A 24,450-nucleotide genomic window follows, 5' to 3' on the forward strand; every position below is an offset into this window, starting at 1 on the left:
GCGTCACAGCCGCGTCGTCAGGTCGACCAGCCAGTCCGGCATGGCGCGCGTCAGGGATGTCTCGATCAGCTTGTCGAAGCCGGTCAGAATGAAAAGACCCGCCAGAACGAGCATCCCGCCCATCGCGGGCTTGGCGACCTGCGCAACCCGCATCATGCCGTCGCGCCGGGCGAGGATTGCCTGGCGCGAACCGTAGGCGAGCAGGAGGATCGGCGTTGCCGCGCCAAGCGCAAAGGCGGTCATGGTGGCTGCCGCCGAAGCCAGGTCGCGGCCCTGCGCGGCGAGCCCGACGGCTGCTCCCAGCGTCGGGCCCGTGCAGGGCGACCAGACCACGCCGAGCAAGGCGCCAATGACGAACTGACCGCCGAGTCCCCGCGGCGTGACGCGATCGAGCAGCGTCTGACCGCCCGTTGCAAGCGGCGCGGCCGCCGCGGCCAGCCTGCCCTGCAGCGCCGGGACCAGCAACACCAGCCCCATGATCGCAAGCAGCGCGGCAGTCGCCAGGCGCAGGACGGCGGGATCGATGCCGGCACTGAACCCGACCGTCGCCAGCGTGATGCCGACCGCTGCAAAGGACAGCGATAGCCCCGCTGCCAGCGCGACTGGTCCCCACGCATGGCGCTCGACGGCCGCGAACAGCACGATCGGCAAGATCGGCAGCACGCATGGAGATAGCGTCGAGAGCGCGCCGGCCACATAGCCGAGCGCCAGCGTGACCGACATGATCAGAACGCCTTGGCGACCATGGCTCGGATCGCAGCGGGATCGGTTTCGCCCGTCGAACGGCCGATCTCCTTTGCCCCACGATAGACGATCAAGGTGCTCTGGTTCTGAACCTTGAGCTGCCTGAGGACATCCTTTGCGCTGTCGAAATCCACGTCGAGGATGACGAGGTCAGGCCTCTCCTGCTCGATCTGCTGCACGATCGGCTTCTGCTTTCGGCAGGTGGGGCACCAGGGTGCTGTGACCTCGATCAAGACAGGCTTGTTGGCCGCCTGAGCCGCCTGGAGGGCTTTCGGTTCATACGGCTGGGCGGCATGGGCAAGGGTAGGCAGGACCAAGGCGGCCGCGACCAGCATGGCCTTGGAAAACGTGAATGACATGGGTCTCTCCGTTCGAACGCTCTGAAGGCATTTGCGCCCCCGAAAGAGACTGTTCGCAGCGAAGGAACCAAAAGTTACGCTTGGCGGAAAAGAAACGGATGTCCTCGACCTGCCGGCGTCCGTTCGCAGTGCGAAGCGTCGCTGATGCAGGAACGCCGCGATGGCGGACGGCCGGCTACGCGCCCTGCTCCATCATCCCCGCGAGCCGCGCCAGCTCCGCCTCGAGATCGCGCTCGACATCCGCCGCGCGGATCTCGAGCACCCGATAGTCCCGCGCCTCGAGCCAGCTCCGCCGTCCCGCACGGTCCGCTGCGATCGCCTCGCCCTCGCCCGGGTTGACCAGCTCGATCGCGATCCGGTGCGGGAACGAGACGAAGTCCGGGATATGGCGCCCCACAGGAGTCTGGCGCTTGAACAGGCCTGCAAAGCGGCGGTCGCGGGTCAGGGCCTGCCAGAGCAGGCGCTCGGCGTCGGTCGGATTGCGGCGAAGCAGGCGGGCGAGGCCGCGCACGGTAGAACCGCTATCGGGCGTCCCGCTGCCGTGCTCGGCGAGCAGAGCGCGCAGGCGCGTGGCCTGCTCGCCGTCGAGCACGCCGCCCTTGGCTGGGCCCTTGCGTCCCTCGGCGATCGCCATGATCACCCCGTGCAAGGTGTGCATGTCCTGCTTGGTCGGCTCCATCCGGCTGAAAATGTTGCGCAGGTTGACCAGCATGGTGTCGCGCTTCTCGGCCGGGCGCAAAAATTCCACCTTGTCGAGCTCACGGATGAGGTTGTCGAAGAACGCCTGCATCTGGTGCTGCGAGGCGCGCTCGGACCGCTCCGGCATGGCGTGCGGCAGCTCGCCTGAGGTCGCCCGCTTGAACCATTCATAGCCGACCAGCAGCACGGCCTGGGCGAGGTTGAGCGAGGCGAAGCCCGGATTGACCGGGAAGGTGATGATGCGGTTGGAGAGGCCGACCTCTTCATTGGTCAGTCCCCAGCGCTCGCGGCCGAACAGGATGCCGGCCCTGCCGCCGGCCGCGAGGTGACCCGCGATCTCGCCGGCCGCCGCCTCCGGCCCGACCACCGGCTTGGCCTGATCGTGCGGGCGCGCGGTGGTGGCAAACAGCAGGTCGAGGTCGGCGACGGCCTCTTCGACCGTGCCGAACAATTGGACCGTTTCCAGGATGTGGTCGGCACCGGCCGCGGCCCGCTGCGCGGCGATGTTGGGCCAGCCGTCCCTGGGGTTGACGATGCGCAGGGCGCCAAGCGCGAAATTGCCCATGGCGCGCGCGGCCATGCCGATGTTTTCCCCGAGCTGCGGCTCGACCAGGATGACGATGGGACCGTCGAGGGAGAGACCGGCCTTGCTCTTGTCAGTCCCCGACATCTCGTCTCGCTTTCACGCTTGTCCCTCAAGGCCTTGGCAGGGTCGCCTCAGGAATTGATTCATGCCGGCCGCCCAGATCTCCCTGGGACCGGCTGCCCGTTCGCCTGTCGTTTGCCTGTCCTGACGAAATTCTCAAGGGAAATAACGGGTTGGAATCGACTTTTGAATCTCGCTTGAAGCCTCAGCCCCGCCCCGGCCTTTGGGCCCCTCCCCGCCCCCCGTCTGTGGAGGCTGGATCGGCTAAAAGTGCATAATCCCTTGGCTTTCGCCCGCCGCGTCCGGGTGCTATGACGCCGCGGATATTCCCGTGGCGCGCCAAAAGCGCCGTTCCCAAGAGGCTTCCCCGATCATGGCAAAAATCAAGGTATCCAATCCCGTCGTCGAACTCGATGGCGACGAGATGACCCGGATCATCTGGCAGTACATCAAGGACAAGCTGATCACCCCGTTCCTGGATGTCGAGCTGATGTATTTCGACCTGGGCATGGAGTACCGCGACCACACCAACGATCAGGTCACCATCGACGCCGCCGAAGCCATCAAGAAGGTCGGCGTCGGCGTCAAGTGCGCCACCATCACCCCGGACGAGGCCCGGGTGAAGGAGTTCAACCTCAAGCAGATGTGGAAGTCGCCGAACGGCACCATCCGCAACATCCTCGGCGGCGTGATCTTCCGCGAGCCGATCATCTGCAAGAACGTGCCGCGCCTGGTTCCCGGCTGGACCAAGCCGATCATCATCGGCCGCCACGCCTATGGCGACCAGTACCGCGCCACAGATTTCAAGTTCCCGGGCAAGGGCACCCTGTCGATGAAGTTCGTCGGCGAAGACGGCACCGTGATCGAGAAGGAAGTGTTCAAGGCACCGGGCGCCGGCGTCGCCATGGAGATGTACAATCTCGACGATTCCATCATCGACTTCGCCCGCGCCTCGCTGAACTACGGCCTGCTGCGCAACTACCCGGTCTACCTCTCGACCAAGAACACGATTCTCAAGGTCTATGACGGCCGCTTCAAGGACATCTTCCAGGACATCTACGACCGCGAGTTCAAGAAGGAATTCGAGGCCAAGGGCCTGACCTACGAGCACCGCCTGATCGACGACATGGTGGCCTCGGCGCTGAAATGGTCGGGCGGCTACGTCTGGGCCTGCAAGAACTACGACGGCGACGTGCAGTCCGACACGGTCGCGCAGGGCTACGGCTCGCTCGGCCTGATGACCTCGGTGCTGCTCACCCCCGACGGCAAGACCGTCGAGGCCGAAGCGGCCCACGGCACGGTGACCCGCCATTACCGCGAGCACCAGAAGGGCAAGGAGACCTCGACCAACTCGATCGCCTCGATCTTCGCCTGGACCCGTGGCCTGTCGCACCGCGCCAAGCTCGACAACAATGCCGAGCTCGCCAAGTTCGCCAACACGCTGGAGAAGGTCTGCGTCGACACCGTCGAGGCCGGCTACATGACCAAGGACCTCGCGCTCCTGGTCGGCGCCGACCAGCGCTGGCTCTCGACCACCGGCTTCCTCGACAAGGTCGCCGAGAACCTGACCAAGGAGCTGGCGGCCTGAGCCGACCGCAATTTCGCCCGACTGGGCCAGACATGATCACGGGCCGCGCAACAGCGCGGCCCGTTTCTTTTTGGGTCCTTGCCCGGAGATGCCACCATGTTGATCAAGCTTGCCGGCCCCACGATGCTGTTCGCGGCCCTGATCGGACCGGCCGGGGCTGCAGAGCGACTGCCCGACGCCATCGCCGCACCGGGCGAGAGCGTCGTGCTCAGCGTCCACGCCGAGGGCGCGCAGGTCTATGAATGCAAGGCGGGTAGCGACGGCAAGCTCGCCTGGGCCTTCCGCGAGCCGATCGCGACGCTGCTGTCCGAGGGCAAGACCATCGGCCGGCATTATGCCGGCCCGAACTGGGAGTTCGCCGATGGCAGCGCGGTGGTCGGCAAGGCTATCGGCAACGCACCTGGCGCAACGGCAGCCGATATCCCCTGGCTGAAGCTCGAGGTCGCCGCCCGCCGCGGCAGCGGCACCCTTACGCCGGTCACCACCGTCCAGCGCATCAACACCCATGGCGGCAAGCTCGACGGCGCATGCGACAAGGCCGGCGAGTTCAAGAGCGCGCCCTACTCGGCCGAATATGTCTTCCTGAAGAAGGGTTGAGGCCGATGCTCTTCATGGTGATCGAACGCTTCAGGGACCGCGATCCCATCCCGGTCTACCGGCGCGTGCGCGACGAGGGCGTCAAGTTTCCGGAAGGCCTGAAATATCTCGGCAGCTGGATCGAGCCGAATTTCGACCGCTGCTTCCAGCTGATGGAATGCGACGACGCGCGCCTGCTGCAAGAATGGGTGTTGAACTGCCAGGGCAACGGCATGACCTTCGAGATCGTACCGGTCGTGCCCAGCAAGGAGACGCGCGAGGTTGTCGCGCCCTTCCTCGACCGAACCTGACGGCTACCCCGGGCTCTCTTCCTGCTCGGCCTGAGCCAGCTCCGCCAGCGCGAGGTCGCCGGTATCGGCGAGCCTCGCCTTGGCGGTGGTGTGGACGTGGTCGGCGAGCGTCGGCATGCGCGCGATCAAGGCGTGAAAATCCTGGGCGTCGAGCACGAGCAGGCGCGTCTTGCACGTCGCCGTCACCGTGCCGCTGCGTTTTGTCTTGTGCAGCAGCGCGATCTCGCCGAAGAAGGTGCCGTCGGTGAGCCGCACCTGCTGGCTCGGCAGCGCGATCTCGACCTCGCCGGCGGTGATGAAATACATCGACGAGGCCGCATCGCCGCGGCGGACCAGGATTTCGCCCTGCTCGATGGTGCGCGCGCGCAAGAGGCGCATGATGTCGGCGATCTCCGCGGCCGACAGATGCGAGAACAGCGGCACCCGCGCCAGCATGCCCCAGGTGACGACGAAGTCGCGCCGCTTCACCTCTTCGGCAAAGGCGGTGGAGATGATCGCGACCGGCAGCGCGATCATGGCAAAGCCTGAGATGATGGCGAACGTGGAGACCAGCTTGCCGAGCGCCGTCACCGGCACCACGTCGCCATAGCCGACGGTGCCGAGCGTCACGATCGCCCACCACATCGCCTGCGGGATGGTGCCGAGCTTGTCCGGCTGCACGTCGCGCTCGATGGCGTAGAGCAGCGAGGCGAAGGACAGGACCGCGCCGATCAGGATGACGATGCAGCCGATCAGCGCCCGCCGTTCGGCGTGCACGGCGGCGAGCAGCGAGCGCATCGCCGGCGAATAGCGGATCAGCTTGAAGAACGGCAGCACGCCCAGCGCCGCCAGCGTCGCGTGCCGGCCGGTGGCGAGCACGACGGACGCGGGCAGGAACGCCATGAGGTCGATGATGCCGAGCGTCGAGAAGACGTAGCCGAACCGGTCGGACAGCGCGGAGCCCTTGCGCTGGGTGTGTCCCGCCACGGTCCACATCCGCGCCAGATATTCCAGCGCGAACACCATCGCGGCGAGGGCTGTGACGACCGAGAACAGCGTGCCGAATTGCGCGTCCAGCTCCGGCACCGATGCGAGGATCATCGCGACGACGTTGAGTACGATGACGCCGATGATGAACTTGATGAAGCGCGACCCGGCTGAATAGGCCAACGGGTCGTGCTCCAGCAATTCATAGAGGCGATCCCTCAAATCGGGATCTCGCAAGCCACGTTCTCGCGGAACGGGGCGCATGGCGATTTACGCGCCTGCCATCGCTTTTTCGATCGCCGCCAGCGCGTCCGTGGCCTTGGCGCCATCGGGGCCCCCGGCCTGCGCCATGTCGGGCCGGCCGCCGCCGCCCTTGCCGCCGAGCGCTTCGGAAGCGATTTTCACCAAATTCACCGCGTTGAAACGCGCGGTGAGGTCGGCGGTGACGCCGACCACCACGCCGGCCTTGCCGTCCTCGGTGACGCCGACGATCGCGACGACGCCGGAGCCGACCTGCTTCTTGGCCTCGTCGGCCAGGCTCTTGAGATCCTTCATCTCGATGCCCTCGACCGCGCGCGCCATCAGCTTGACGTCGCCGACCTCGCGCACACCGGAAGCTGCGCCATTGCCGACAGCCGCACCGCCGCCCATCGCCAGCTTCTTGCGGGCGTCGGAGAGCTCGCGCTCGAGCTTCTTGCGCTCCTCCATCAGCGCGGTGATGCGCGCGGGGACGTCGTCGATCGAGGTGCGCAGCTCGTTGGCCGCGGTCTTGGCCAGCGCCATGGTCTCGTTGGCGTGCCTGCGCGCATAATTTCCGGTCAGCGCCTCGATGCGGCGCACGCCGGAGGCAACCGCGCTCTCGCCGGTGAGCGTGATCAGGCCGATATCGCCGGTGCGCCTCACATGCGTGCCGCCGCAGAGCTCGACCGACCAGCCGAGCGCGTTGGTGCCGCGCTCGCGCGCGGTCCGGCCCATCGAGACGACGCGGACCTCGTCGCCATATTTCTCGCCGAACAGCGCGCGCGCGCCGGCTTCGCGGGCCTCGTCGACGCCCATCACGCGCGTCGTGACCTCGTCATTCTCAAGCACCACGTCGTTGGCGATGTCCTCGACGCGGGCCAGTTCCTCCGCCGTGATCGGCTTCGGATGCACGAAGTCGAAGCGCAGGCGATCCGGCGCGACCATCGAGCCGCGCTGGGCGATGTGGTCGCCGAGCACCTGGCGCAGCGCCTCGTGGATGAGATGCGTCGCCGAATGATGCGCGCGGATCGAGAAGCGCCTGGAATGATCGACCTCGAGCTGGAGCGCAGTGCCGAGCTTGAGCTCGCCGCTCTCCACTGTGCCGACATGCACGAAGAAATCGCCGAGCTTCTTCTGCGTGTCGGTGACGCGGAATCTGATGCCGCCCTCGCCCGTGAGCACGCCGGTGTCGCCGACCTGGCCGCCCGATTCCGCGTAGAACGGCGTCTGGTTCAGCACCAGCGCACCGGTCTCGCCGGCCTTGAGGCTCGTGACCTCAGCGCCGTCCTTCACCAGCGCGGAGACCACGCCTTCGGCACTCTCGGTCTCGTAGCCCAGGAATTCGGTGGCGCCCAGCTTTTCGCGCAGCGGAAACCAGATCGCCTCCGACGCAGCCTCGCCCGACCCCTTCCAGGACTCGCGCGCCTTGGCCTTCTGGCGCTCCATCGCGTCGGTGAACGAGGCCTGGTCGACGCTGATGCCGCGCGACTTCAGCGCGTCCTGCGTCAGGTCCAACGGAAAACCATAGGTGTCGTAGAGCGTGAAGGCGACGTCGCCGTCGAACATGTCGCCCTTCTTCAAGGACGCGCTCTTCTCGTCGAGGATGGCAAGGCCGCGGGTCAGCGTCTTGCGGAAGCGGGTCTCTTCCAGCCGCAGCGTTTCCTCGATCAGGTTCTCCGCGCGCATCAGATCGGGATAGGCCTGGCCCATCTCGCGCACCAGCGCCCAGACCAGCCGATGCATCAGCGGCTCTTTCGCACCCAGCAGCTGCGCATGGCGCATGGCGCGGCGCATGATCCGGCGCAGCACGTAGCCGCGGCCCTCGTTCGAGGGCAGCACGCCGTCCGCGACCAGGAAGGCCGATGAACGCAGATGGTCGGCGATGACGCGGAACGAAGCCACCGTCTGCTCGTTCGGGCCGTGGCCCAGCGCGGACGAGGTCGCATCGATCAGATGACGGAACAGGTCGGTCTCGAACACGCTGTCGACGCCCTGCATGATGCAGGCCATGCGCTCCAGGCCCATGCCGGTGTCGATCGAGGGACGCGGCAGATCCACGCGCTCCTCCTTCGTCACCTGCTCATATTGCATGAACACGAGATTCCAGAATTCCAGGAAGCGGTCGCCGTCCTCTTCCGGCGAGCCCGGAGGTCCGCCCCAGATATGATCGCCGCGGTCGATGAAGATCTCCGAGCACGGGCCGCACGGACCGGTGTCGCCCATCGCCCAGAAATTGTCCGAGGTCGGGATGCGGATGATGCGATCCTCGGAGAAGCCGGCGATCTTCTTCCACAGGCCGGCCGCCTCGTCGTCGGTATGATAGACCGTGACGAGCAGCTTGTCCTTCTTCAACCCGTACTCTTTGGTGATGAGCTTCCAGGCCAGCTCGATCGCGCGCTCCTTGAAATAGTCGCCGAACGAGAAATTGCCGAGCATCTCGAAGAAGGTGAGATGGCGCGCGGTGTAGCCGACATTGTCGAGGTCGTTGTGCTTGCCGCCGGCGCGCACGCATTTCTGCGACGTGGTGGCGCGCTGATAGGGCCGCTTCTCGACGCCGGTGAAGACGTTCTTGAACTGCACCATGCCGGCATTGGTGAACATCAACGTCGGATCGTTGCGCGGCACCAATGGCGAGGACGACACGATCTCGTGGCCGTTCTCGGCAAAGAAGTTCAGAAAGGTCGACCTGATCTCGTTGACGCCGCTCATGTTCATCCAATCGGGTGTGCTGGAGCATGATCCGGAAAAGTGCGAAGCGGTTTTCCGGAAAGATCATGCTCAAACAAAGAGCTAAAGCGCGATGACTCTCATCGTGCTCTAGGACCCGCTTCTCGCCATCCAAACCGTAACGTTAAGGCTGATATCTGCGGGCCAAAGCGCTTTTAGACAAGGCCAGCTGCGCTGTCCAGAAACTGTGCAAGGAGATCAGAGGGTTGCCGCAGGCGCTCAATCCCGTTGGATAGGACGCGCGGACGCGTTGACAGGCTTGGCCCCGCTGTGGTCTTTACCCATCTGTATCGTACGGCCACGTCGGGAGAGACCGGCTTTAGGCAGCCGGCGCCGAAGGAGCAACCGCCCCGGAAACTCTCAGGCAAACGGACCGCGTGGCTTTGACAGCATCTGGAAAGAGGCGCCGGCGGGCTTAAGGCCCGGACAGCGTCCGCCGACGGGATAATACTCTCAGGCACAGCGACAGATGGGGCTTCGACTGGTGTCCATCGGGGAATCGTCCCCGGGGAACCGCCGAGGGCCCCTTAAGATGCTAGCGCACGACAAAGACTCCCTGAAACGTACGCCCCTTCATGGGCTTCATGTCTCCCTGGGCGGCAAGATGGTGCCGTTCGCGGGCTATGACATGCCCGTGCAATACCCCGCGGGCGTGCTGAAGGAGCACCTCCACACCCGGGTCTCCGCCGGCCTGTTCGACGTCTCCCATATGGGCCAGATCGCGCTCCGGCCGAAATCCGGCCGGGTCGAGGATGCCGCCCGCGCGCTGGAGCGGCTGGTCCCTCAGGACATCGTGGCGATCGCGCCGGGACGGCAGCGCTACGCCCAATTCACCAACGACAACGGCGGCATCCTCGACGATTTGATGGTCGCCAATTTCGGCGATCACCTCTTCCTGGTCGTCAACGCCGCCTGCAAGGACGCCGACGAGGCGCATCTGCGCGCGCATCTCTCCGACGTTTGCGTCGTCGATTCTCTCGCAGATCGCGCGCTGATCGCGCTGCAGGGACCGAAGGCCGAGGCGGCGCTGGCGAAATTGTGTGCAGAGGCGCCCGCCATGAAGTTTATGGATTCCGGCCCGCGCAAGGTCGCCGGCATCGACTGCTTCGTCTCGCGCTCCGGCTACACCGGCGAGGACGGATTCGAGATCTCGGTCCCCGCGGCCGAGGCCGAGCGCCTCGCCAAGACGCTGCTCGAAAATCCCGATGTGCTGCCGATAGGCCTGGGCGCCCGCGACAGCCTGCGGCTGGAGGCCGGGCTCTGCCTCTACGGCCACGACATCGACACCGCGACCACGCCGGTCGAGGCCGCGCTGGAATGGTCGGTGCAGAAGTCCCGCCGCAGCGGCGGCGCGCGCGCCGGCGGCTTTCCCGGTGCCGAAAAGATCCTCGCTGATTTCGATCAGGGCGCGGCCCGTCGCCGTGTCGGCCTGCTCGCCCAAGGACGCGCGCCGGTGCGCGAGGGCGCGCCGCTGTTTGCGAATGACGCGGGCGGCGAGCCGATCGGGCAGGTCACCTCGGGCGGCTTCGGCCCGAGCCTGAACGCGCCGGTCGCGATGGGTTATGTGCCCACGAGCCAAAGCGCGCTCGGCACAAACCTGTTTGCCGAAGTGCGCGGCCAGCGCTTGGCCGTGCAGGTCGCCGCGATGCCTTTCGTCAAGAACACCTACAAACGCTGAGGACCGACAATGACCACGACGCTGTACACCTCCGACCATGAATGGCTCGCTATCGACGGCGACGTCGCCACCGTCGGCATCACCGACTATGCCCAGCAGCAGCTCGGTGACGTCGTGTTCGTCGAATTGCCCAAGGTCGGCCGCGCGCTGAAGAAGGCGGAAGCCGCCGCCGTCGTGGAATCGGTCAAGGCCGCCTCCGACGTCTACGCGCCCGTGACGGGCGAAGTGCTCGAAGCCAATGCCGAGCTCGTGGCCGAGCCGGCGCTGGTGAATTCCGACGCGCAAGGCAAGGCCTGGTTCTTCAAGATCAAGATGGCCGACAGAAGCGAGCTCGGCGGCCTCATGGATGAAGCCGCGTACAAGGCACATACAGCGTGAGGATATGAGCCGAGACGTCTCCACACACTCACTGTCATCATCCGCGAAGGCGGATGATCCAGTACGCCGCGCCCTCTCGGTTCAAGCCGTGACGGCTGCGTGTACTGGATGCCCCGCCTTCGCGGGGCATGACGGCGACAGCGAAATCTAGCGAGGACCCATGATGACCGCGCACCGCAAATCCAACGGCGACACCGCCAGCTTCGTTCGCCGCCACATCGGCCCGTCGGCGCGCGACGTCACCGCCATGCTCGAAACCGTCGGCGCGAAAAGCGTCGACGCGCTGATGGCGGAGACGCTGCCGGCCTCGATCCGGCAGGCTTCCCCGCTCGATCTCGGCAAGCCGCTCAGCGAGACCGAGGCGATCGCGCATATGGCCGAGCTCGCCGCCCGGAACCAGGTCTTCACCTCGCTGATCGGCCAAGGCTATTCCGGCACGATCCTGCCCGCGGTGATCCAGCGCAACATCCTGGAGAACCCGGCCTGGTACACGGCCTACACGCCGTATCAGCCCGAGATCAGCCAGGGCCGGCTGGAGGCACTGCTCAACTTCCAGACCATGATCTGCGACCTCACCGGGCTGGATGTGGCCAACGCCTCGCTGCTCGACGAGGCCACCGCCGCAGCCGAAGCGATGGCGCTCGCCGAGCGGCACTCGCAGGTCAAGGCGCAAGCCTTCTTCGTCGACAAGGACGTGCATCCGCAGACGCTGGCCGTGATGCGCACCCGCGCCGAACCGCTCGGCTGGACCCTGATCGTCGGCGATCCCCTCACCGACCTCGCTGGGACTGACGTGCTCGGCGCGCTGCTGCAATATCCGGGTTCTTCCGGCGCAGTGCGCGACCTCCGGCCCGCAATCGCGACACTGAAGGCCAAGGGTGCGCTCGCGATCGTGGCCGCCGACCTGCTGGCCCTGACACTGCTGGCCTCGCCCGGCGAACTCGGTGCCGACATCGCGATCGGCTCCGCGCAGCGTTTTGGCGTGCCGATGGGTTATGGCGGGCCGCATGCGGCCTATATGGCGGTGCGCGATGCGCTGAAGCGCTCGCTGCCCGGCCGCATCGTCGGCCTCTCCGTGGATTCCCGCGGCGCCCCCGCCTACCGCCTCGCGCTGCAGACCCGCGAGCAGCACATCCGTCGCGAGAAGGCGACCTCGAACATCTGCACTGCGCAGGTGCTGCTTGCCGTGATCGCCTCGATGTATGCGGTCTATCACGGGCCGGAAGGCCTGACGCAGATCGCGCGCAATGTGCATCGCCGCACAGCCGTGCTCGCGAGCGGCCTGCGCAAGCTCGGCTTTGTGCCTGACAGCGAGACCTTCTTCGACACGATCAGCGTCGATGCCGGCGCTGGGCGAGCCGAGATCGTCGCCCGCGCGGCAGCCGAGAAGATCAATCTCGGTGTCGGCGAGACCAGCCTGCGCATCGCGCTCGACGAGACCACGACATCAGCGACGATCGAAGCAGTCTGGCGAGCCTTCGGCGGCACGCTTGCTTACGCCGAGGTCGACGCGGAGACGCGCGAGGCGCTGCCGGACGATTTGAAGCGCACCACCGCGTTCCTGACCCATCCCGTGTTCCACGCGCATCGCTCGGAGACCGAGATGCTGCGCTACATGCGCAAGCTCAGTGACCGCGACCTCGCGCTCGACCGCGCCATGATCCCGCTGGGATCCTGCACCATGAAGCTGAACGCCACCACCGAGATGATGCCGCTGACCTGGCCGGAGTTCGCGACGCTGCATCCGTTCGTGCCGCGCGAGCAGGCCGCCGGCTATCACGCGCTGTTCGCCCGGCTGGAAAAATGGCTGTGCGACATCACCGGCTATGACGCGATCTCGCTGCAGCCGAATTCGGGCGCGCAGGGCGAATACGCCGGACTCCTGGCCATCCGTGGCTACCATGCCGCGCGCGGCGAGACGCACCGCAAGATCTGCCTGATCCCCTCCTCCGCCCACGGCACCAACCCGGCCTCGGCCGCGATGGTCGGCATGGACGTGGTGGTGGTCGCCTGCGAGAAGAACGGCGACGTCGACGTCAATGATCTCCGCGCCAAGGCCGAGAAGCATTCGAACGACCTCGCCGCGGTCATGATCACTTATCCCTCGACCCACGGCGTGTTCGAGGAGCACATCCGCGAAATCTGCGACATCGTGCACGGCCATGGCGGCCAGGTGTATCTCGACGGCGCCAACCTCAACGCGCAGGTCGGCCTGAGCAGGCCCGGCGATTACGGCGCCGATGTCAGCCATCTCAATCTGCACAAGACGTTCTGCATTCCGCATGGCGGCGGTGGTCCCGGCATGGGCCCGATCGGCGTCAAGGCGCACCTCGCGCCGTTCCTTCCCGGTCATCCCGCGACGCGCGCGGATGCTCCCGTCGGTCCGGTCTCGGCCGCGCCGTTCGGCTCGGCCTCGATCCTGACCATCTCCTACATCTATATTCTGATGATGGGCGGCGAAGGATTGAAGCGCGCCACCGAGATCGCGATCCTCAACGCCAACTACATTGCCGCGCGCCTCGATCCGCACTTCCCGGTGCTCTACAAGAACGCCAAGGGCCGCGTCGCGCATGAATGCATCGTCGATCCCCGGCCGTTGAAGACGACATCAGGCGTCACCGTCGACGATATCGCCAAGCGCCTGATCGACTACGGCTTCCACGCGCCGACCATGAGCTTCCCGGTCCCGGGCACGCTGATGATCGAGCCGACCGAGTCGGAATCGAAGGCGGAGCTGGACCGCTTCTGCGACGCCATGATCGCGATCCGGAAGGAAATCGCCGAGGTCGAGGCCGGCCGCTTCAAGATCGAGGCCTCGCCGCTGCGCCATGCCCCGCACACCGTGCACGACATCGCGGACGACGATTGGAAGCGGGCCTATACCCGCAGCGAAGGTTGCTTCCCCGCGGGCAGCTCGCGCACCGACAAATACTGGAGCCCGGTCGGCCGCGTCGACAACGTCTATGGCGACCGCAATCTGGTGTGCTCCTGCCCGCCGGTGAGCGATTACGCGCAAGCCGCGGAGTAAAGGGGCGTGGGGTGGGTTACGCGGGCGGCTGCGCGAAGCGCAGGCGACGGCGCAACCCACCGCGTCTGCTTCCGCAGTCACAAGGATGGTGGATTACGCGAGCGGACTGCGCTTCGCGCAGCCGCGGGCTAATCCACCATACGGCAATGATTTACGGCGCAATCAGCAACCGCGTGTCGCGATCCCAACGCCAGAGCCGCTCGTTGGTCAGTTCGGTCCCGCCCCACCAGCGCTTGATCGAGTTGTGGCGCCACATATCGTCTTCCCGAGCGACAAGGGAACGTCCGAGTTCGGTGAGCGTGACCTTCCACTCGCTCCTGCCGAAGTAGCGATCCTCATTGTCGAACGCCGGATCACCCAACAGAACGGGCGGTACCGGATGCTCCGCCAGTTCGATCAAGGCATCTTGCGCCTCGCCGGCATCGAACACATCGCGATAACACCTCGCTTCGGAGATGTATTTTGGGTCGGCGTGCCCTTCATTCACACAGCCCAGCATATCCATTTCGGTAGCACCGAGCCCGGTCACCTTGTCTGGAAGCTCTTCAAGCAACGCAATGAGCGCCGATCGAAGTCTCGGAAAGATCATCAGATCCGTCATCAGCAGATCGAAACAGGATCCTGGCGTCTCAGCCCGATAGGCGCGCCAGGCGCGGCCTGCCATCACCAAATGATCGTCGGCGACCTTGAAGGACGGCAACTTCCATTTTGCGACGGACTCCGCAGCATAGCCCGCAACGGGGGCGTCCGCATGCACCAGGCTCAGCTTGGTCGTGATTTCCTTGTAGGGACGAAGCAGGTCGAGCAGCCAGACAAGCACGAGCTGATCGTTCGGCAAAGGATCAACCCATATTTCGATCGAGTCGAACTTTGCACATAGCTCGAAGAAACCGATATCGCGCGTACCGAAACCGTCCACCGCCCCGCAACCGGCTCCATCCAGCCAGTGATCGCCCGGATTGCCATGTTTCGCCGATCGCCGCTCCAGCCCCATCAAGAGCTGCTCCTCGGAAGCCAATTTCCCCCGGACGAAGCGTGGGACGAAGCCCACCGCAACATTCGCAATAAAGGACTGACGGAGCGTATCTGCCGCAAGATCGTTTGTTGCCAGGATCAAATGTGACACGGTCGCCTCTCAAACTCTGGAGCATACCAGCTGCGCCCGGGCATCAGCCAGGCGCAGCCAGCAAGCGCGTCTCGGGGTACCAGCGCCAAAGCCGCTCGTTGGTGAGAAGCGTACCGCCCCACCAGCGGCGGATCGGATTATGACGGCGGAAATCCTCGGCGCCTGCCAGCACGGCCTTGCCCAGATCCGTGAGGGACAATCGGGATTGCTTGTATCGTGCGTGACGGAGGGCATCGTCGTGCATGTCGAGCGTGAATGGCCCCTCCACCAGCCCCGTGACCGCCGGCATGGGACAGCGCGCGAGTCCATCGAGCAGCGCGCCAACTTCCCAATAGTCGAAAACGCGCCGCGCGTTGGGTTTCTGATATCCCGGGAACACGTCGAACGGCGGCACCTCACCCGGCGCAATCAGTTGCAGTATCCGTGTTTCCGTGGCCCCAAGGCCGTTGGTGGTGTTTGGAAGCTCTTCGAGCAGGGCAACAACGCAGCGCTCGAGCTGCGGAAGCAGGCGCAAGTCCGCGTCGAGGAGGTCGAACCAGGCCTGCGGCGTCGGCGCGCGATAGGCCTGCCACGCACGACGAGCAAGCTCCAGATGATCCTGCATGGGCTTGATGGCCGGTGGGTCCAGCTTCGCAAGCTGCTCTGGCTTGACCTCACCCACGGCAAAGTCCAGGTCACGTATCGAGAGCCTGGAAACTGCCGCTTCCTCGCTGCCGCAATGATCAAGCAGCCAGAGCAGAAGTAACTGCGCATTCGGCTCTGGTCCCATCCACAGTTCGGCCGTGTCCCATTCTGACAGCAGGTCGATCAGACCGCGCCCCTTCAACCCAGCCCCTTCCAGGCGCCAGGCCGGCGTGTCGTCCAGCCAGTTCTGACCGAGTTGCTGCGTCGTCCGTGGGGAGAAGAATGCCTGGCACTCCGCCGCGGACGGCAACGGTCCCTCGACTAGCCGACGTTCGATCGCAATGACGAGATCGCCAAGGCCGGCCCCTCGTATCCCGCCGGCGGCGGATGAATCCGATGTCATGATGAGCCGCGTCACGCCGGCGTCCAGACGGAGAGTTTTTCCGCCTTCGGAAGCGGCCTCCACTCCAATTGGAAATGCAACGGTATGACGATCTCGGCCCACCCCGATCGAGCAAGATCACGGCCGCCACCCCAGCCAGCCAAGATCAGACGCTTCATCGTCCCACCTCACTGTCACGACAGCCCAAAACGAAGCAGGCACCGAAGACGTCGGCAACTCAACGTCCTCAGCGCCCGCTCCTCGCGAAAATTGTTCGCGTTAGGGATTACTCCTCCGCCGGCTCTTCGCCGTCGGCGTCGCGCTCCGGCGTGCCGGCGAGGATCTGCTCGGCGATCAGGCCGGAATTCTGACGGATCGAGGTCTCGATCTTGGCGGTGATGTCGGGGTTGGCCTTCAGGAACGCTTTCGAGTTCTCGCGACCCTGGCCGAGGCGCTGGCTGTCATAGGAGAACCAGGCGCCGGACTTCTCGACGATGCCGGCCTTGACGCCGAGATCGAGGATCTCGCCCATCTTGGAAACGCCCTCGCCGTACATGATGTCGAACTCGACCTGCTTGAAGGGCGGCGCCAGCTTGTTCTTGACGACCTTGACGCGGGTGGTGTTGCCGACCACTTCGTCGCGCTCCTTGATCGCGCCGATGCGGCGGATGTCGAGGCGGACCGAGGCGTAGAACTTCAGGGCGTTGCCGCCGGTGGTGGTTTCCGGCGAGCCGTACATCACACCGATCTTCATGCGGATCTGGTTGATGAAGATCACCATGGTGTTGGACTTGTTGATCGAGGCCGTCAGCTTGCGCAGCGCCTGGCTCATCAGACGCGCTTGAAGTCCCGGCAGCGCATCGCCCATCTCGCCCTCGAGCTCGGCCTTCGGCACCAGCGCCGCGACCGAATCGACCACCAGAACATCGACCGCACCGGAGCGCACCAGCGTGTCGCAGATCTCCAGTGCCTGCTCGCCGGTGTCCGGCTGCGAGATCAGGAGCTCGTCGATGTTGACGCCCAACTTGCGGGCATAGACCGGGTCGAGCGCGTGTTCAGCGTCGATGAAGGCGCAGATCCCGCCCTTCTTCTGCGCTTCCGCAACCGTATGCAGCGCCAGCGTGGTCTTGCCCGAGGATTCCGGCCCGTAGATTTCCACGACGCGCCCCTTGGGCAGGCCACCGATGCCGAGCGCGATGTCGAGCCCGAGCGAACCCGACGACACCGCCTCGACGTCCATCGACCGGTCGTTCTTGCCGAGCTTCATCACCGAGCCCTTGCCGAACTGACGCTCGATCTGGGAGAGCGCGGCGGCGAGAGCTTTACTCTTGTCCATGGAAGATCCTTCGACGATACGCAGGGCAGTGGCGGACATTGGTCGTGCTCCTTATGGCGAGGATTCGGGTGCGGGACAAACGATTGGCGAGGCGGCTCGTCGATAAAAGTATCGTACCCTATTTGTTCTAAGTTCGCAATATGTTCTTTTGCGGATTCCCCAACCCCCCTCCTCAATCCCCTGCTCGCCATCCCCCTGTGCGCACAAGTGCACAGACGCCGGCGCCAATCATGGTCCCTAATGACCCGTCACCGCACGACGCCTGGCCACTATCGGTGATGAGAACGCCGATTGCGCTCCCGCCTTCCTCGCGCGGAAAGGAGCATGCCATGTTCAAGCGACGACGTTTCAAGCAGCAGCTGACCCTTCAGGACCGGCTTTCCGCATGGGGGAAGCAGGTCAAGCAACAGGCCTCCGAGCTTCCGCCCGGGCCCGAGCGGGATGCCCTGCTGAAGAAGGCCCGCCAGGCCGATGTCGCCGATCATCTGCAAGACTGGGCCAAATCCCCCGGACTGCAACCGCCGAAATAGCAGGGCTGCGGCAACGTCCTCCCCGACCGAAGCTGACCTGCATCAACGACGCATGGACCGGCCCCCGTCAGAATTACATAATGCTGCGGCACCGAACCTTTTCGCGGTCTCCGGGCTTCTCTAGGATGAGGCCCGCAACTCTTGCCGCAACTCTCACCGCAACTCTTGGGGATCTCAGGCATGACCGGAAACGAGCGCCAGCAAACGACCAGGCGAAGTCCCCTGCTGCAGGCGGCGCATGAGGAGATGATCAAGTTCGAGCGCCAGGAAAACGAGTTCCGCAGGAAGGACCGCGAAGAGCGCGCCAGCGAGCTCCATCTTCCCTTGAACGACATCAAGATCCACTAGCGTTCGCCGGAGCTGCTTGAGAGGTACCTCAGCACCGTCAAGGCGCTGAGGTACCGCTGGAATGTCCTTGACGCCTACTGTGCATGGGGTTGTTTTGCCGTTTTGAGAATGCGGCATGCTCCGCGCCCCCATCATCGCGGGGCACGGCTGGCCGCCCCCCGCGCCACCCAGTCTAAAGCAGCGCCAGCAGCACGAGGCCGATCACCAGCACGACGAAGCCAGCCGCTGTCGCGGCGGCGAATGACCGCTCTACGTTATCCATGATGCCACCCCTGGTCGGCGTGCCACGTTTCCCCCATGGCTGCGCCGAACGGCGTGGAATCTTGCCGATGGGTGTGTCCGCAGTCGTGCGGACGGATGTCGAAATTGGGACGGGTGCGGGGCCAGTCTGCGGCCCCGGGATGCGGAAATCTGCCGCCTGTCAGGCTGCCGTAAGCGGGGCCGGCTAGGGTGATGCCGCTATGGTGTTGCAGCCCAGCACCTCAGCCTCCAATAACTCTCTGCCCCGTCTGGCACTCGCCAGGCGGGGCCTTTTCATGCCTGCCGGGCGTTCGGGGATCCCTCTCCTCCTGCGTCAGCAGCAGCGAGAAGGCGCGGATCGCGGGCGCGGCCAGCAGCACGATCGGCAGCATCGCGGCCCATGCGATCAGCCACGACACCATCCAGTGCGCGACGAAGCTCATCGCGCTGCCTGCTGGCAGGCTCGCAATTCCCGACGCGACCAGAGAAGTCAGTCCGGACTGGATGATTCCGAAGACGAAATGACTGTAGCGGCGGGGAATGCCGAGCATGACGGGCCCACGTTGTTTCTGCCATCGTCACACCAAGCAAAGCACATACCGCCGCTTGCAGCGAATCGGTCATCCCCGGCGCCCGCGATGCGGGCTGTTGGATCGGCCGCTCCATGCAGCCGGGTGCAGCCCAGGAACTCTGTTCTTGGTCGGAGAACCACGGAGCTTTCCGTAACCCGGAACCATCAGGCAGCGTGGCGTGTTTCGGACCGGGCTTCGCTTGTTTCGGCGCACGCGCGTTTTCGAGATATCCCCGAACTATCCGGGGCTTACCGCCAAAATTTGCTTGTGTCCGGGATATTGTGACGCCCAACATGTTTGCGGTCATGGAAGTGAATCGTGGGGAGGTCACCATGAATCACAGGGGCATCGAGTTCACCGTCGCCAAGACGGCGATCCCCGGAATCTGGCAGTGGCAGTTCCGCATCGGCGAGCAGGTCAAGTCCGGCAAGACCGAAACGAAAATCGATCTGTTGGCGATCCGGCGCGTGCAGCTGCGGATCGACCGGGAGCTGAAGCGATCGGCCGGGCAGCCTGAACCGGGCGGATGACGGTCGGAGTCGGATGGCGCCTTGTGCGCCGCCACGGCTGGCGGTTGCGGCGGAACATCATCCGTAGCCGCCCGGAATTGATCTGACGGTGGTTTGGGATTGGACTGCGCGCGTTCATGGCCTGGGGCGAGGCCGTCACGCGTGCGATCGGTGCCAGCCATGCCGCTGTATTTCTTTCGAATCCGGAATGGAAGTTACTCGGGCTGCGCGGACCAGGCGACGGAGTTCGCCGATCGCAATTCGGCCTGGAAAGAAATGACCAATGTCTGCGCCGACATGACCGCCGGCATTGCCCGCAAGCTCCAGGAAAATTCCGAGTGGCACATGGAACTGCTGGACGAGACCAAGGAGCCCGTGTTCCGGATCCGCATCGTTGCCGAAACCCTCGACTAGCAAGCACCTCTAGTCCGCGCTGGGCAGCCGCCGCATGGTGAATTCGATGTCCCCGCCGGGCAGCTCGCGCCAGCTCTCGACAACGCTCATATAGCCGGCCTTGGGGTAGCGGGCGAAGAAGGCCTGCGCCCTTTCCCGCGCCGCCGCGCGCGGCAGCGTGAAGGTCTCGCGCAGATAGCCGTCGCGGACGGCCTGGCCCGGTTTGCCGGCGATGTTGCGCCGGCGCGCCATCCGCTCGGCGAGATCCCGCGGACGGTCGGCCATGTCCTGCCCTCCTCTACGCGCTACGCTCAGCCCAATGTAGGGCCTGGGCCGGACGAAGAGGAGTCCCATCCGAGAGGCGCCATTGCCGCCTCCTGAACGGAATTCGGTCAATTGGCAGCCGTGCCGCTTTTGGTCTTTTTCGGCGCGCTGGTGGCGGCCGAGGCCTTCGGCGCCGCCGGCTGCTTCGGCGGATCGGAACGCATGCCGCCCCAGGGATCGTTGGACGTCTTGGAATCCGGGATCTTCTTCAGCGTTTCCTTGTAGGCCTTGTCGCGCTCGGCTTCCGCGGCCTTCTCCTCGGGGGTCTTGCTCGGGGCTTCCTGCAGCAAATTCAGATTGGGCATTTGCGCATAGGCAGGTCCCGCCAGCACGGCCAGCACCGCGGCGAAACGGAAAAGCTTCATCGTCTACTCCTTGATCCATGAGGCACGAATCGTCCGCACCTCGTCATCCCAGTCGCGGCCGTAGAGGCCGGTCGAGGCCCGCTAGAGCCGGTCCGATCTGCACGATTTCGGCGCATGCAGCCAGTCGTCCCAGATCGGACCGCATTTGGTGCACCCGCTCAGCCCGAGGCCGAGCGCTGCCAAACCAAAGACGAGGACAAACCGACGCAACATCATCCACCCACACCCAAGCAAGGCATCATATCGGGCCAAGTCAGGCATTTTCAAGCCGACCGGACCGGCGCCAGACCGGGTGACTTTGCCGCGCCGATGCGCGCACAATGCGCGAAACATCCGGCAATACAGGAGAGCGCGACAGCAATGCAAATGCAGCCAGACGCCGAATTCGGCCTCGCCGACGCCAGACGCATCCTCGGCGAGGTTTTTGCCCCCTGGGTCCAGGATCTCAACCTCACCGTCGAGCGCCTCGAGCACGCGCCGCCGGCGGATGCGCCGGACTGGCAGCCGGGCGCGCTGCTGCGCATGCCGTTTTCCGAGCGGTTGTGCCGGAACGGCGGCATCGTCTGCGGCCAGGCCCTGATGGCGCTCGCCGACACCGCGATGGTGATCGCGATCCTGGCGGCCAATCGCGGCTACCGCCCCATGACCACGGTCGACCAGACCACGCATTTCATGCGCGCAGTGTCCTCATCGGACGTGCTGGCGGACGCCCGCGTGGTACGGCTCGGGCGCACCATGAGCTTTGGCCGCGTCACGCTGCTCTCGGCCGCCGACAACAAGCCGGTCGCGATGGTATCGAGCGCGTTCGCGATGTTGCCGGGCTGAGCGGCATCTCAAAGCAAAAGAGCCGCGTGAGCGCAAAGCGCGTCGCGGCTCTCCATTGCGGTCTCCGCGAAGCGAGCGGCCGAAGCACGATTGCATCCGCGCTTCGGTCCCCAGGCCCCCAGGTGACTTCAAAATTCAGGTGACTTCAAAATTCAGGTGACTTCAAAATTCAGGTGACTTCAAAATTCAGGCGACTTCAAAGATCGGGTGACTTCAAAGATTACTTGCCGAGCACTTCGTCGGCCGCGGTGACGATGCTGGCGGTCGGATTCTTTCCGCAATAGGCACCGAACTTCTTGGCGTTCTCGATGAACACGTCGGTGTCGATGATCGCGTTGTCCTCGTCGCCCTTGTACCAGCCGTCCATCCAGGTCAACACGACCTGGATGTTGTCCTCGCCGCTCTCGAGGAACTGCTTGCAGCTCATGGTCGAGAGGTCCCACTTGACGGCGTGGGCGGGCATCGACGACAGCGAGAACGCGGCGGCGAGCAGAAGCGAAAGCGTGGTCTTCATCAGTATCTCCATCGGCGCGCAGCGCCATAAAAGAACAGCGTGTGGGGAAAGTCGGCGGGGAAGATTCTCCGCGTCAACGTCGTAAACGAAGTCTGAAGCGCCGAGCAAGTAGCGCCAGTATTGAGTTTAGTTCAACGTAATTTCTATGCACTATTTCACGACCATCATGATGGACCGACGCCGATGATCGAGAAACGTGCAGCGCAGCGTCACCGTGTTTTCAAGGGTGGAACGATCACCTTTGAAAACGGCGGTATTCCCTGCACCGTGCGAAACATGTCGGCGGGCGGCGCGGCGATAGACCTCGACACCCCCGTCACATTGCCGCAATCGTTCACGCTATCGATCGCGCACGACGATCTCGTCCGGAATTGTCGCACAGTTTGGCGCAGTGACAAGCGCGTCGGCCTCGCCTTCGTGCAATAGCGCGCGCGATGTGAACGAACGTTCGCATCGCATCCACAACACGATTATGATTGCCTGATACGACGACGGCGACACCAGCGCGCAAGGCTCGCGAACCTCGCCGATCACAGGCGCCTTGCCATCGATTCCGCAAGTGCGGTTGACGCAAAGCTCGGCGACACCGTCGATCAGTCGCCGACTGGTGAGCAGAACAGCATGACGTCGGGCGGCCCTCGACGAGGTGTCACCTCGCCTGGAAGCTGCCTTCACCACATCGCATCGGGCGAGCACATCACGCGATCACCGGCGCGGAATTCCGAAGACTCGGTGCCGACGCCGGCTTGCCGATTTCGACTTCCCTATTTCGGCTTCTTGGCGGGTTCTGTCGGGCGCGCCCCGCCCCACGGATCGTACTTCTCCTTGGACTCGGGAATACGCTCGAGTGCGGCCTTGTAGGCTTTCTCGTCGACCTTGGGCTTGTTGTCCGCCGGTTTGCCTGCGTCATTGGGGGGCCGCCGGGTCTGCGCTTGCGCAGGGGCAATCGCCAGCGCCATCACCGCAGCCGCTATGACCAAAATCCTCATTGAGGCAATCCCCTTCGTCTGGGGTAGAAACCTAGCCTGCAATTCCGGAATATGAAATGCCGCGGGGTCTAGTACTTCAGCAAAATTTGATTGCCGGGCACTTCGCTCGCTCGCGTTCGTGCCTATTTGTCGGCCCGCAGGGGACCTTCACGGATGTTGCGGATCATTGCTCATGCGGCGCTGCTCACCGAAGCGCTTGCGCTCGGTGGCTGCGGCTTTGCCGACAGCCGCGCACCGGTGCCGGAATTCATGCGCATGAAGGAAACCGAGCAGCCGCCGCCCGAAGCCGCCCCCGACGTCAAGCGCGTGGTGCGCGAGCAGATCGACGTGGTCTTCCTCACCACCTCCTATCCGCGCGCCGTGCACGTCGCCATGCCGCATCGTGAGGTGCGCGGACCGGGCTGGACCGCCTGCGTCCGCGCCGAGCTCACCTCCGCGACCGGCACCTCGCTCGGCGCCCAGACCTACATCGTGACGATATCGGGCGGAAAGGTGGTCGACCGCCGGCGCGCGGGAGCCGACGACATCTGCGGGACAGAGACCTACGAGCCGATTTAGGAGCCGCGGCAAAGAGCGGGCTCCGGGAAAAACTTGCAAACCAGCCGGGAACAATCACCGCCTCCCCTTCTTGTCGTCCCACAGGGCAGTTGCGGTGGAGGACAGAATGAAGACATTTACGATTGCGCTTTTGGCAGGCGTCGGCGCTTTGGCAGCCGCGTCGGGTGCGAAGGCATCCGATATCTACACGAGCAGCGAGTACACCAATCCGGATCTCGTCCAGCAGGTTCGGCTTGTCTGCGACGACGCCGGCCGCTGCTATCGCACCCGCGGCGGCGCGCGCGTGATCGTGCGCGATTCCTACAACTCCATGCCGCGTGATGGCTACTATGAGCGGCGGACGTATCGTCGCGACTGGGATGACGGGCCGCGCGCCGGCGTCGGTATTCGCGCTCCCGGCGTCAGCGTCGGCGTAGGCGTCGGCGACGGCCGCTGGTAATAACAGCGAGCTAAGGCAAAAGGACCGGACGACGATCGTCGCCCGGTCCTTCTCGCATCAGACGCCCAACGGCGCCGCTCAACTGGAAGCAGTCTGCTGCTGGAACTGATCGTACGCCGCGATCGCATCGGCTGCGTACATCAGCGACGGTCCGCCGCCCATATAGACGGCCATGCCGAGCGTCTCCTCGATCTCTTCGCGTGTCGCACCGAGCTTGACCAGCGCTTCGGTGTGGAAGCCGATGCAGCCGTCGCAATGCGCGGCGACGCCGAGTGCCAGCGCCATCAGCTCCTTGGTCTTCTTGTCCAACGCGCCGTCCCGCGTGGCGGCCTGGGCGAGTGCGGAAAATCCCTTCATGGTGTCGGGAATGTCGCTTCGCAGCTTCTTCAGATTGGCCGAGATGTTCCTGGTGATGTCGACGTAGTTCTTGTCCATT

28 protein-coding genes and 1 riboswitch are annotated in these 24,450 nt (G+C 64.7%); of the genes, 14 read left to right on the forward strand and 14 right to left on the reverse strand.

Annotated features, from left to right (window positions below; genetic code table 11):
* Positions 1–3 precede the first annotated feature (3 nt).
* The 3 genes from CIT40_RS22485 to CIT40_RS22495 all read right to left on the reverse strand — a co-directional run bounded on the left by CIT40_RS22485 (position 4) and on the right by CIT40_RS22495 (position 2,472).
* On the reverse strand, positions 4–723 hold the full coding sequence (locus CIT40_RS22485) for a cytochrome c biogenesis CcdA family protein (protein ID WP_094895658.1): 720 nt from the start codon (positions 721–723) through the stop codon (positions 4–6).
* Between the two features lie 2 nt (positions 724–725).
* On the reverse strand, positions 726–1,103 hold the full coding sequence (locus CIT40_RS22490) for a thioredoxin family protein (RefSeq protein ID WP_094895659.1): 378 nt from the start codon (positions 1,101–1,103) through the stop codon (positions 726–728).
* 175 nt (positions 1,104–1,278) lie between these two features.
* A complete protein-coding gene (locus tag CIT40_RS22495) occupies positions 1,279–2,472 on the reverse strand; it encodes a TrmJ/YjtD family RNA methyltransferase (RefSeq protein WP_094895660.1) in 1,194 nt (397 codons plus the stop codon).
* A gap of 349 nt (positions 2,473–2,821) precedes the next feature.
* Here CIT40_RS22495 and CIT40_RS22500 point away from each other — a divergent pair, with 349 nt between their 5' ends.
* The 3 genes from CIT40_RS22500 to CIT40_RS22510 all read left to right on the forward strand — a co-directional run bounded on the left by CIT40_RS22500 (position 2,822) and on the right by CIT40_RS22510 (position 4,923).
* A complete protein-coding gene (locus CIT40_RS22500) occupies positions 2,822–4,036 on the forward strand; it encodes an NADP-dependent isocitrate dehydrogenase (RefSeq protein ID WP_094895661.1) in 1,215 nt (404 codons plus the stop codon).
* A gap of 96 nt (positions 4,037–4,132) precedes the next feature.
* The gene (locus tag CIT40_RS22505; protein WP_094895662.1) at positions 4,133–4,633 is read left to right on the forward strand and encodes a DUF3455 domain-containing protein; all 501 of its coding nucleotides are present in this window, start codon (positions 4,133–4,135) and stop codon (positions 4,631–4,633) included.
* Between the two features lie 5 nt (positions 4,634–4,638).
* On the forward strand, positions 4,639–4,923 hold the full coding sequence (locus CIT40_RS22510) for a DUF3303 domain-containing protein (RefSeq protein WP_094895663.1): 285 nt from the start codon (positions 4,639–4,641) through the stop codon (positions 4,921–4,923).
* 3 nt (positions 4,924–4,926) lie between these two features.
* On the opposite strand, the gene CIT40_RS22515 is transcribed toward CIT40_RS22510, so the two are convergent.
* Together CIT40_RS22515 and alaS are read right to left on the reverse strand one after the other, a co-directional pair.
* On the reverse strand, positions 4,927–6,153 hold the full coding sequence (locus CIT40_RS22515; RefSeq protein WP_094895664.1) for a cyclic nucleotide-gated ion channel: 1,227 nt from the start codon (positions 6,151–6,153) through the stop codon (positions 4,927–4,929).
* A 6-nt stretch (positions 6,154–6,159) separates the two neighbouring features.
* Positions 6,160–8,838 (reverse strand): alanine--tRNA ligase, encoded by a 2,679-nt coding sequence (gene alaS / locus CIT40_RS22520; protein ID WP_162307618.1) that lies wholly within the window; start codon positions 8,836–8,838, stop codon positions 6,160–6,162.
* A gap of 312 nt (positions 8,839–9,150) precedes the next feature.
* A riboswitch (glycine riboswitch) is annotated at positions 9,151–9,241 on the forward strand.
* Between the two features lie 147 nt (positions 9,242–9,388).
* Between alaS and gcvT the strand changes: the two genes are divergently transcribed.
* From gcvT to gcvP, 3 genes are all read left to right on the forward strand, one after another.
* Complete coding sequence (gene gcvT / locus CIT40_RS22525) at positions 9,389–10,534, forward strand: glycine cleavage system aminomethyltransferase GcvT (RefSeq protein ID WP_094895666.1); 1,146 nt, start codon at positions 9,389–9,391, stop codon at positions 10,532–10,534.
* Positions 10,535–10,543: 9 nt separating this feature from the next.
* Positions 10,544–10,912 carry a glycine cleavage system protein GcvH gene (gene gcvH, locus CIT40_RS22530; protein WP_094895667.1) on the forward strand — a complete coding sequence of 123 codons (369 nt, stop codon included), beginning with the start codon at positions 10,544–10,546 and terminating at the stop codon, positions 10,910–10,912.
* A 163-nt stretch (positions 10,913–11,075) separates the two neighbouring features.
* Complete coding sequence (gene gcvP, locus CIT40_RS22535; protein WP_162307882.1) at positions 11,076–13,940, forward strand: aminomethyl-transferring glycine dehydrogenase; 2,865 nt, start codon at positions 11,076–11,078, stop codon at positions 13,938–13,940.
* 151 nt (positions 13,941–14,091) lie between these two features.
* On the opposite strand, the gene CIT40_RS22540 is transcribed toward gcvP, so the two are convergent.
* From CIT40_RS22540 to recA, 3 genes are all read right to left on the reverse strand, one after another.
* Positions 14,092–15,066 (reverse strand): hypothetical protein, encoded by a 975-nt coding sequence (locus CIT40_RS22540; protein ID WP_094895669.1) that lies wholly within the window; start codon positions 15,064–15,066, stop codon positions 14,092–14,094.
* Between the two features lie 43 nt (positions 15,067–15,109).
* Entirely contained in the window at positions 15,110–16,108 is a 999-nt protein-coding gene (locus tag CIT40_RS22545; RefSeq protein ID WP_094895776.1) for a hypothetical protein, read from the reverse strand.
* 250 nt (positions 16,109–16,358) lie between these two features.
* Entirely contained in the window at positions 16,359–17,447 is a 1,089-nt protein-coding gene (gene recA, locus CIT40_RS22550; RefSeq protein ID WP_063195387.1) for a recombinase RecA, read from the reverse strand.
* Positions 17,448–17,737: 290 nt separating this feature from the next.
* Between recA and CIT40_RS22555 the strand changes: the two genes are divergently transcribed.
* Positions 17,738–17,938: a hypothetical protein gene (locus CIT40_RS22555; protein WP_094895777.1), complete on the forward strand. Its 201-nt coding sequence runs from the start codon at positions 17,738–17,740 to the stop codon at positions 17,936–17,938.
* Between the two features lie 180 nt (positions 17,939–18,118).
* The gene (locus CIT40_RS22560; RefSeq protein ID WP_094895670.1) at positions 18,119–18,286 is read left to right on the forward strand and encodes a hypothetical protein; all 168 of its coding nucleotides are present in this window, start codon (positions 18,119–18,121) and stop codon (positions 18,284–18,286) included.
* A 482-nt stretch (positions 18,287–18,768) separates the two neighbouring features.
* Here the strand turns inward: CIT40_RS22560 and CIT40_RS22565 are convergent, their stop codons facing one another.
* On the reverse strand, positions 18,769–19,077 hold the full coding sequence (locus tag CIT40_RS22565) for a DUF2798 domain-containing protein (protein ID WP_244611828.1): 309 nt from the start codon (positions 19,075–19,077) through the stop codon (positions 18,769–18,771).
* Between the two features lie 353 nt (positions 19,078–19,430).
* Between CIT40_RS22565 and CIT40_RS22570 the strand changes: the two genes are divergently transcribed.
* A complete protein-coding gene (locus CIT40_RS22570; RefSeq protein ID WP_094895778.1) occupies positions 19,431–19,628 on the forward strand; it encodes a hypothetical protein in 198 nt (65 codons plus the stop codon).
* 159 nt (positions 19,629–19,787) lie between these two features.
* A complete protein-coding gene (locus CIT40_RS22575; RefSeq protein ID WP_028142812.1) occupies positions 19,788–20,021 on the forward strand; it encodes a DUF6894 family protein in 234 nt (77 codons plus the stop codon).
* A gap of 9 nt (positions 20,022–20,030) precedes the next feature.
* On the opposite strand, the gene CIT40_RS22580 is transcribed toward CIT40_RS22575, so the two are convergent.
* Together CIT40_RS22580 and CIT40_RS22585 are read right to left on the reverse strand one after the other, a co-directional pair.
* Positions 20,031–20,285, reverse strand: a complete 255-nt coding sequence (locus tag CIT40_RS22580; RefSeq protein ID WP_094895671.1) for a hypothetical protein — start codon at positions 20,283–20,285, stop codon at positions 20,031–20,033.
* Positions 20,286–20,392: 107 nt separating this feature from the next.
* Positions 20,393–20,689, reverse strand: coding sequence for a hypothetical protein (locus CIT40_RS22585; RefSeq protein WP_094895672.1), 297 nt, complete (start codon positions 20,687–20,689; stop codon positions 20,393–20,395).
* 360 nt (positions 20,690–21,049) lie between these two features.
* On the opposite strand from CIT40_RS22585, the gene CIT40_RS22590 reads away from it, so the two are divergent.
* Entirely contained in the window at positions 21,050–21,514 is a 465-nt protein-coding gene (locus tag CIT40_RS22590; protein ID WP_094895673.1) for a PaaI family thioesterase, read from the forward strand.
* Between the two features lie 220 nt (positions 21,515–21,734).
* Here the strand turns inward: CIT40_RS22590 and CIT40_RS22595 are convergent, their stop codons facing one another.
* The gene (locus tag CIT40_RS22595; protein ID WP_162307619.1) at positions 21,735–22,028 is read right to left on the reverse strand and encodes an HdeA family protein; all 294 of its coding nucleotides are present in this window, start codon (positions 22,026–22,028) and stop codon (positions 21,735–21,737) included.
* A 183-nt stretch (positions 22,029–22,211) separates the two neighbouring features.
* On the opposite strand from CIT40_RS22595, the gene CIT40_RS22600 reads away from it, so the two are divergent.
* On the forward strand, positions 22,212–22,454 hold the full coding sequence (locus tag CIT40_RS22600; protein WP_162307620.1) for a PilZ domain-containing protein: 243 nt from the start codon (positions 22,212–22,214) through the stop codon (positions 22,452–22,454).
* 338 nt (positions 22,455–22,792) lie between these two features.
* On the opposite strand, the gene CIT40_RS22605 is transcribed toward CIT40_RS22600, so the two are convergent.
* Positions 22,793–23,017, reverse strand: coding sequence for a hypothetical protein (locus CIT40_RS22605; RefSeq protein WP_094895780.1), 225 nt, complete (start codon positions 23,015–23,017; stop codon positions 22,793–22,795).
* Between the two features lie 153 nt (positions 23,018–23,170).
* Between CIT40_RS22605 and CIT40_RS22610 the strand changes: the two genes are divergently transcribed.
* Positions 23,171–23,575 carry a hypothetical protein gene (locus tag CIT40_RS22610; protein ID WP_094895676.1) on the forward strand — a complete coding sequence of 135 codons (405 nt, stop codon included), beginning with the start codon at positions 23,171–23,173 and terminating at the stop codon, positions 23,573–23,575.
* Between the two features lie 106 nt (positions 23,576–23,681).
* Entirely contained in the window at positions 23,682–24,014 is a 333-nt protein-coding gene (locus CIT40_RS22615; protein ID WP_094895677.1) for a hypothetical protein, read from the forward strand.
* A gap of 78 nt (positions 24,015–24,092) precedes the next feature.
* Here the strand turns inward: CIT40_RS22615 and CIT40_RS22620 are convergent, their stop codons facing one another.
* A complete protein-coding gene (locus CIT40_RS22620; RefSeq protein ID WP_094895678.1) occupies positions 24,093–24,449 on the reverse strand; it encodes a carboxymuconolactone decarboxylase family protein in 357 nt (118 codons plus the stop codon).
* Position 24,450: the final 1 nt, after the last annotated feature.

Source organism: Bradyrhizobium amphicarpaeae, assembly GCF_002266435.3.
GTDB lineage: Bacteria > Pseudomonadota > Alphaproteobacteria > Rhizobiales > Xanthobacteraceae > Bradyrhizobium > Bradyrhizobium amphicarpaeae.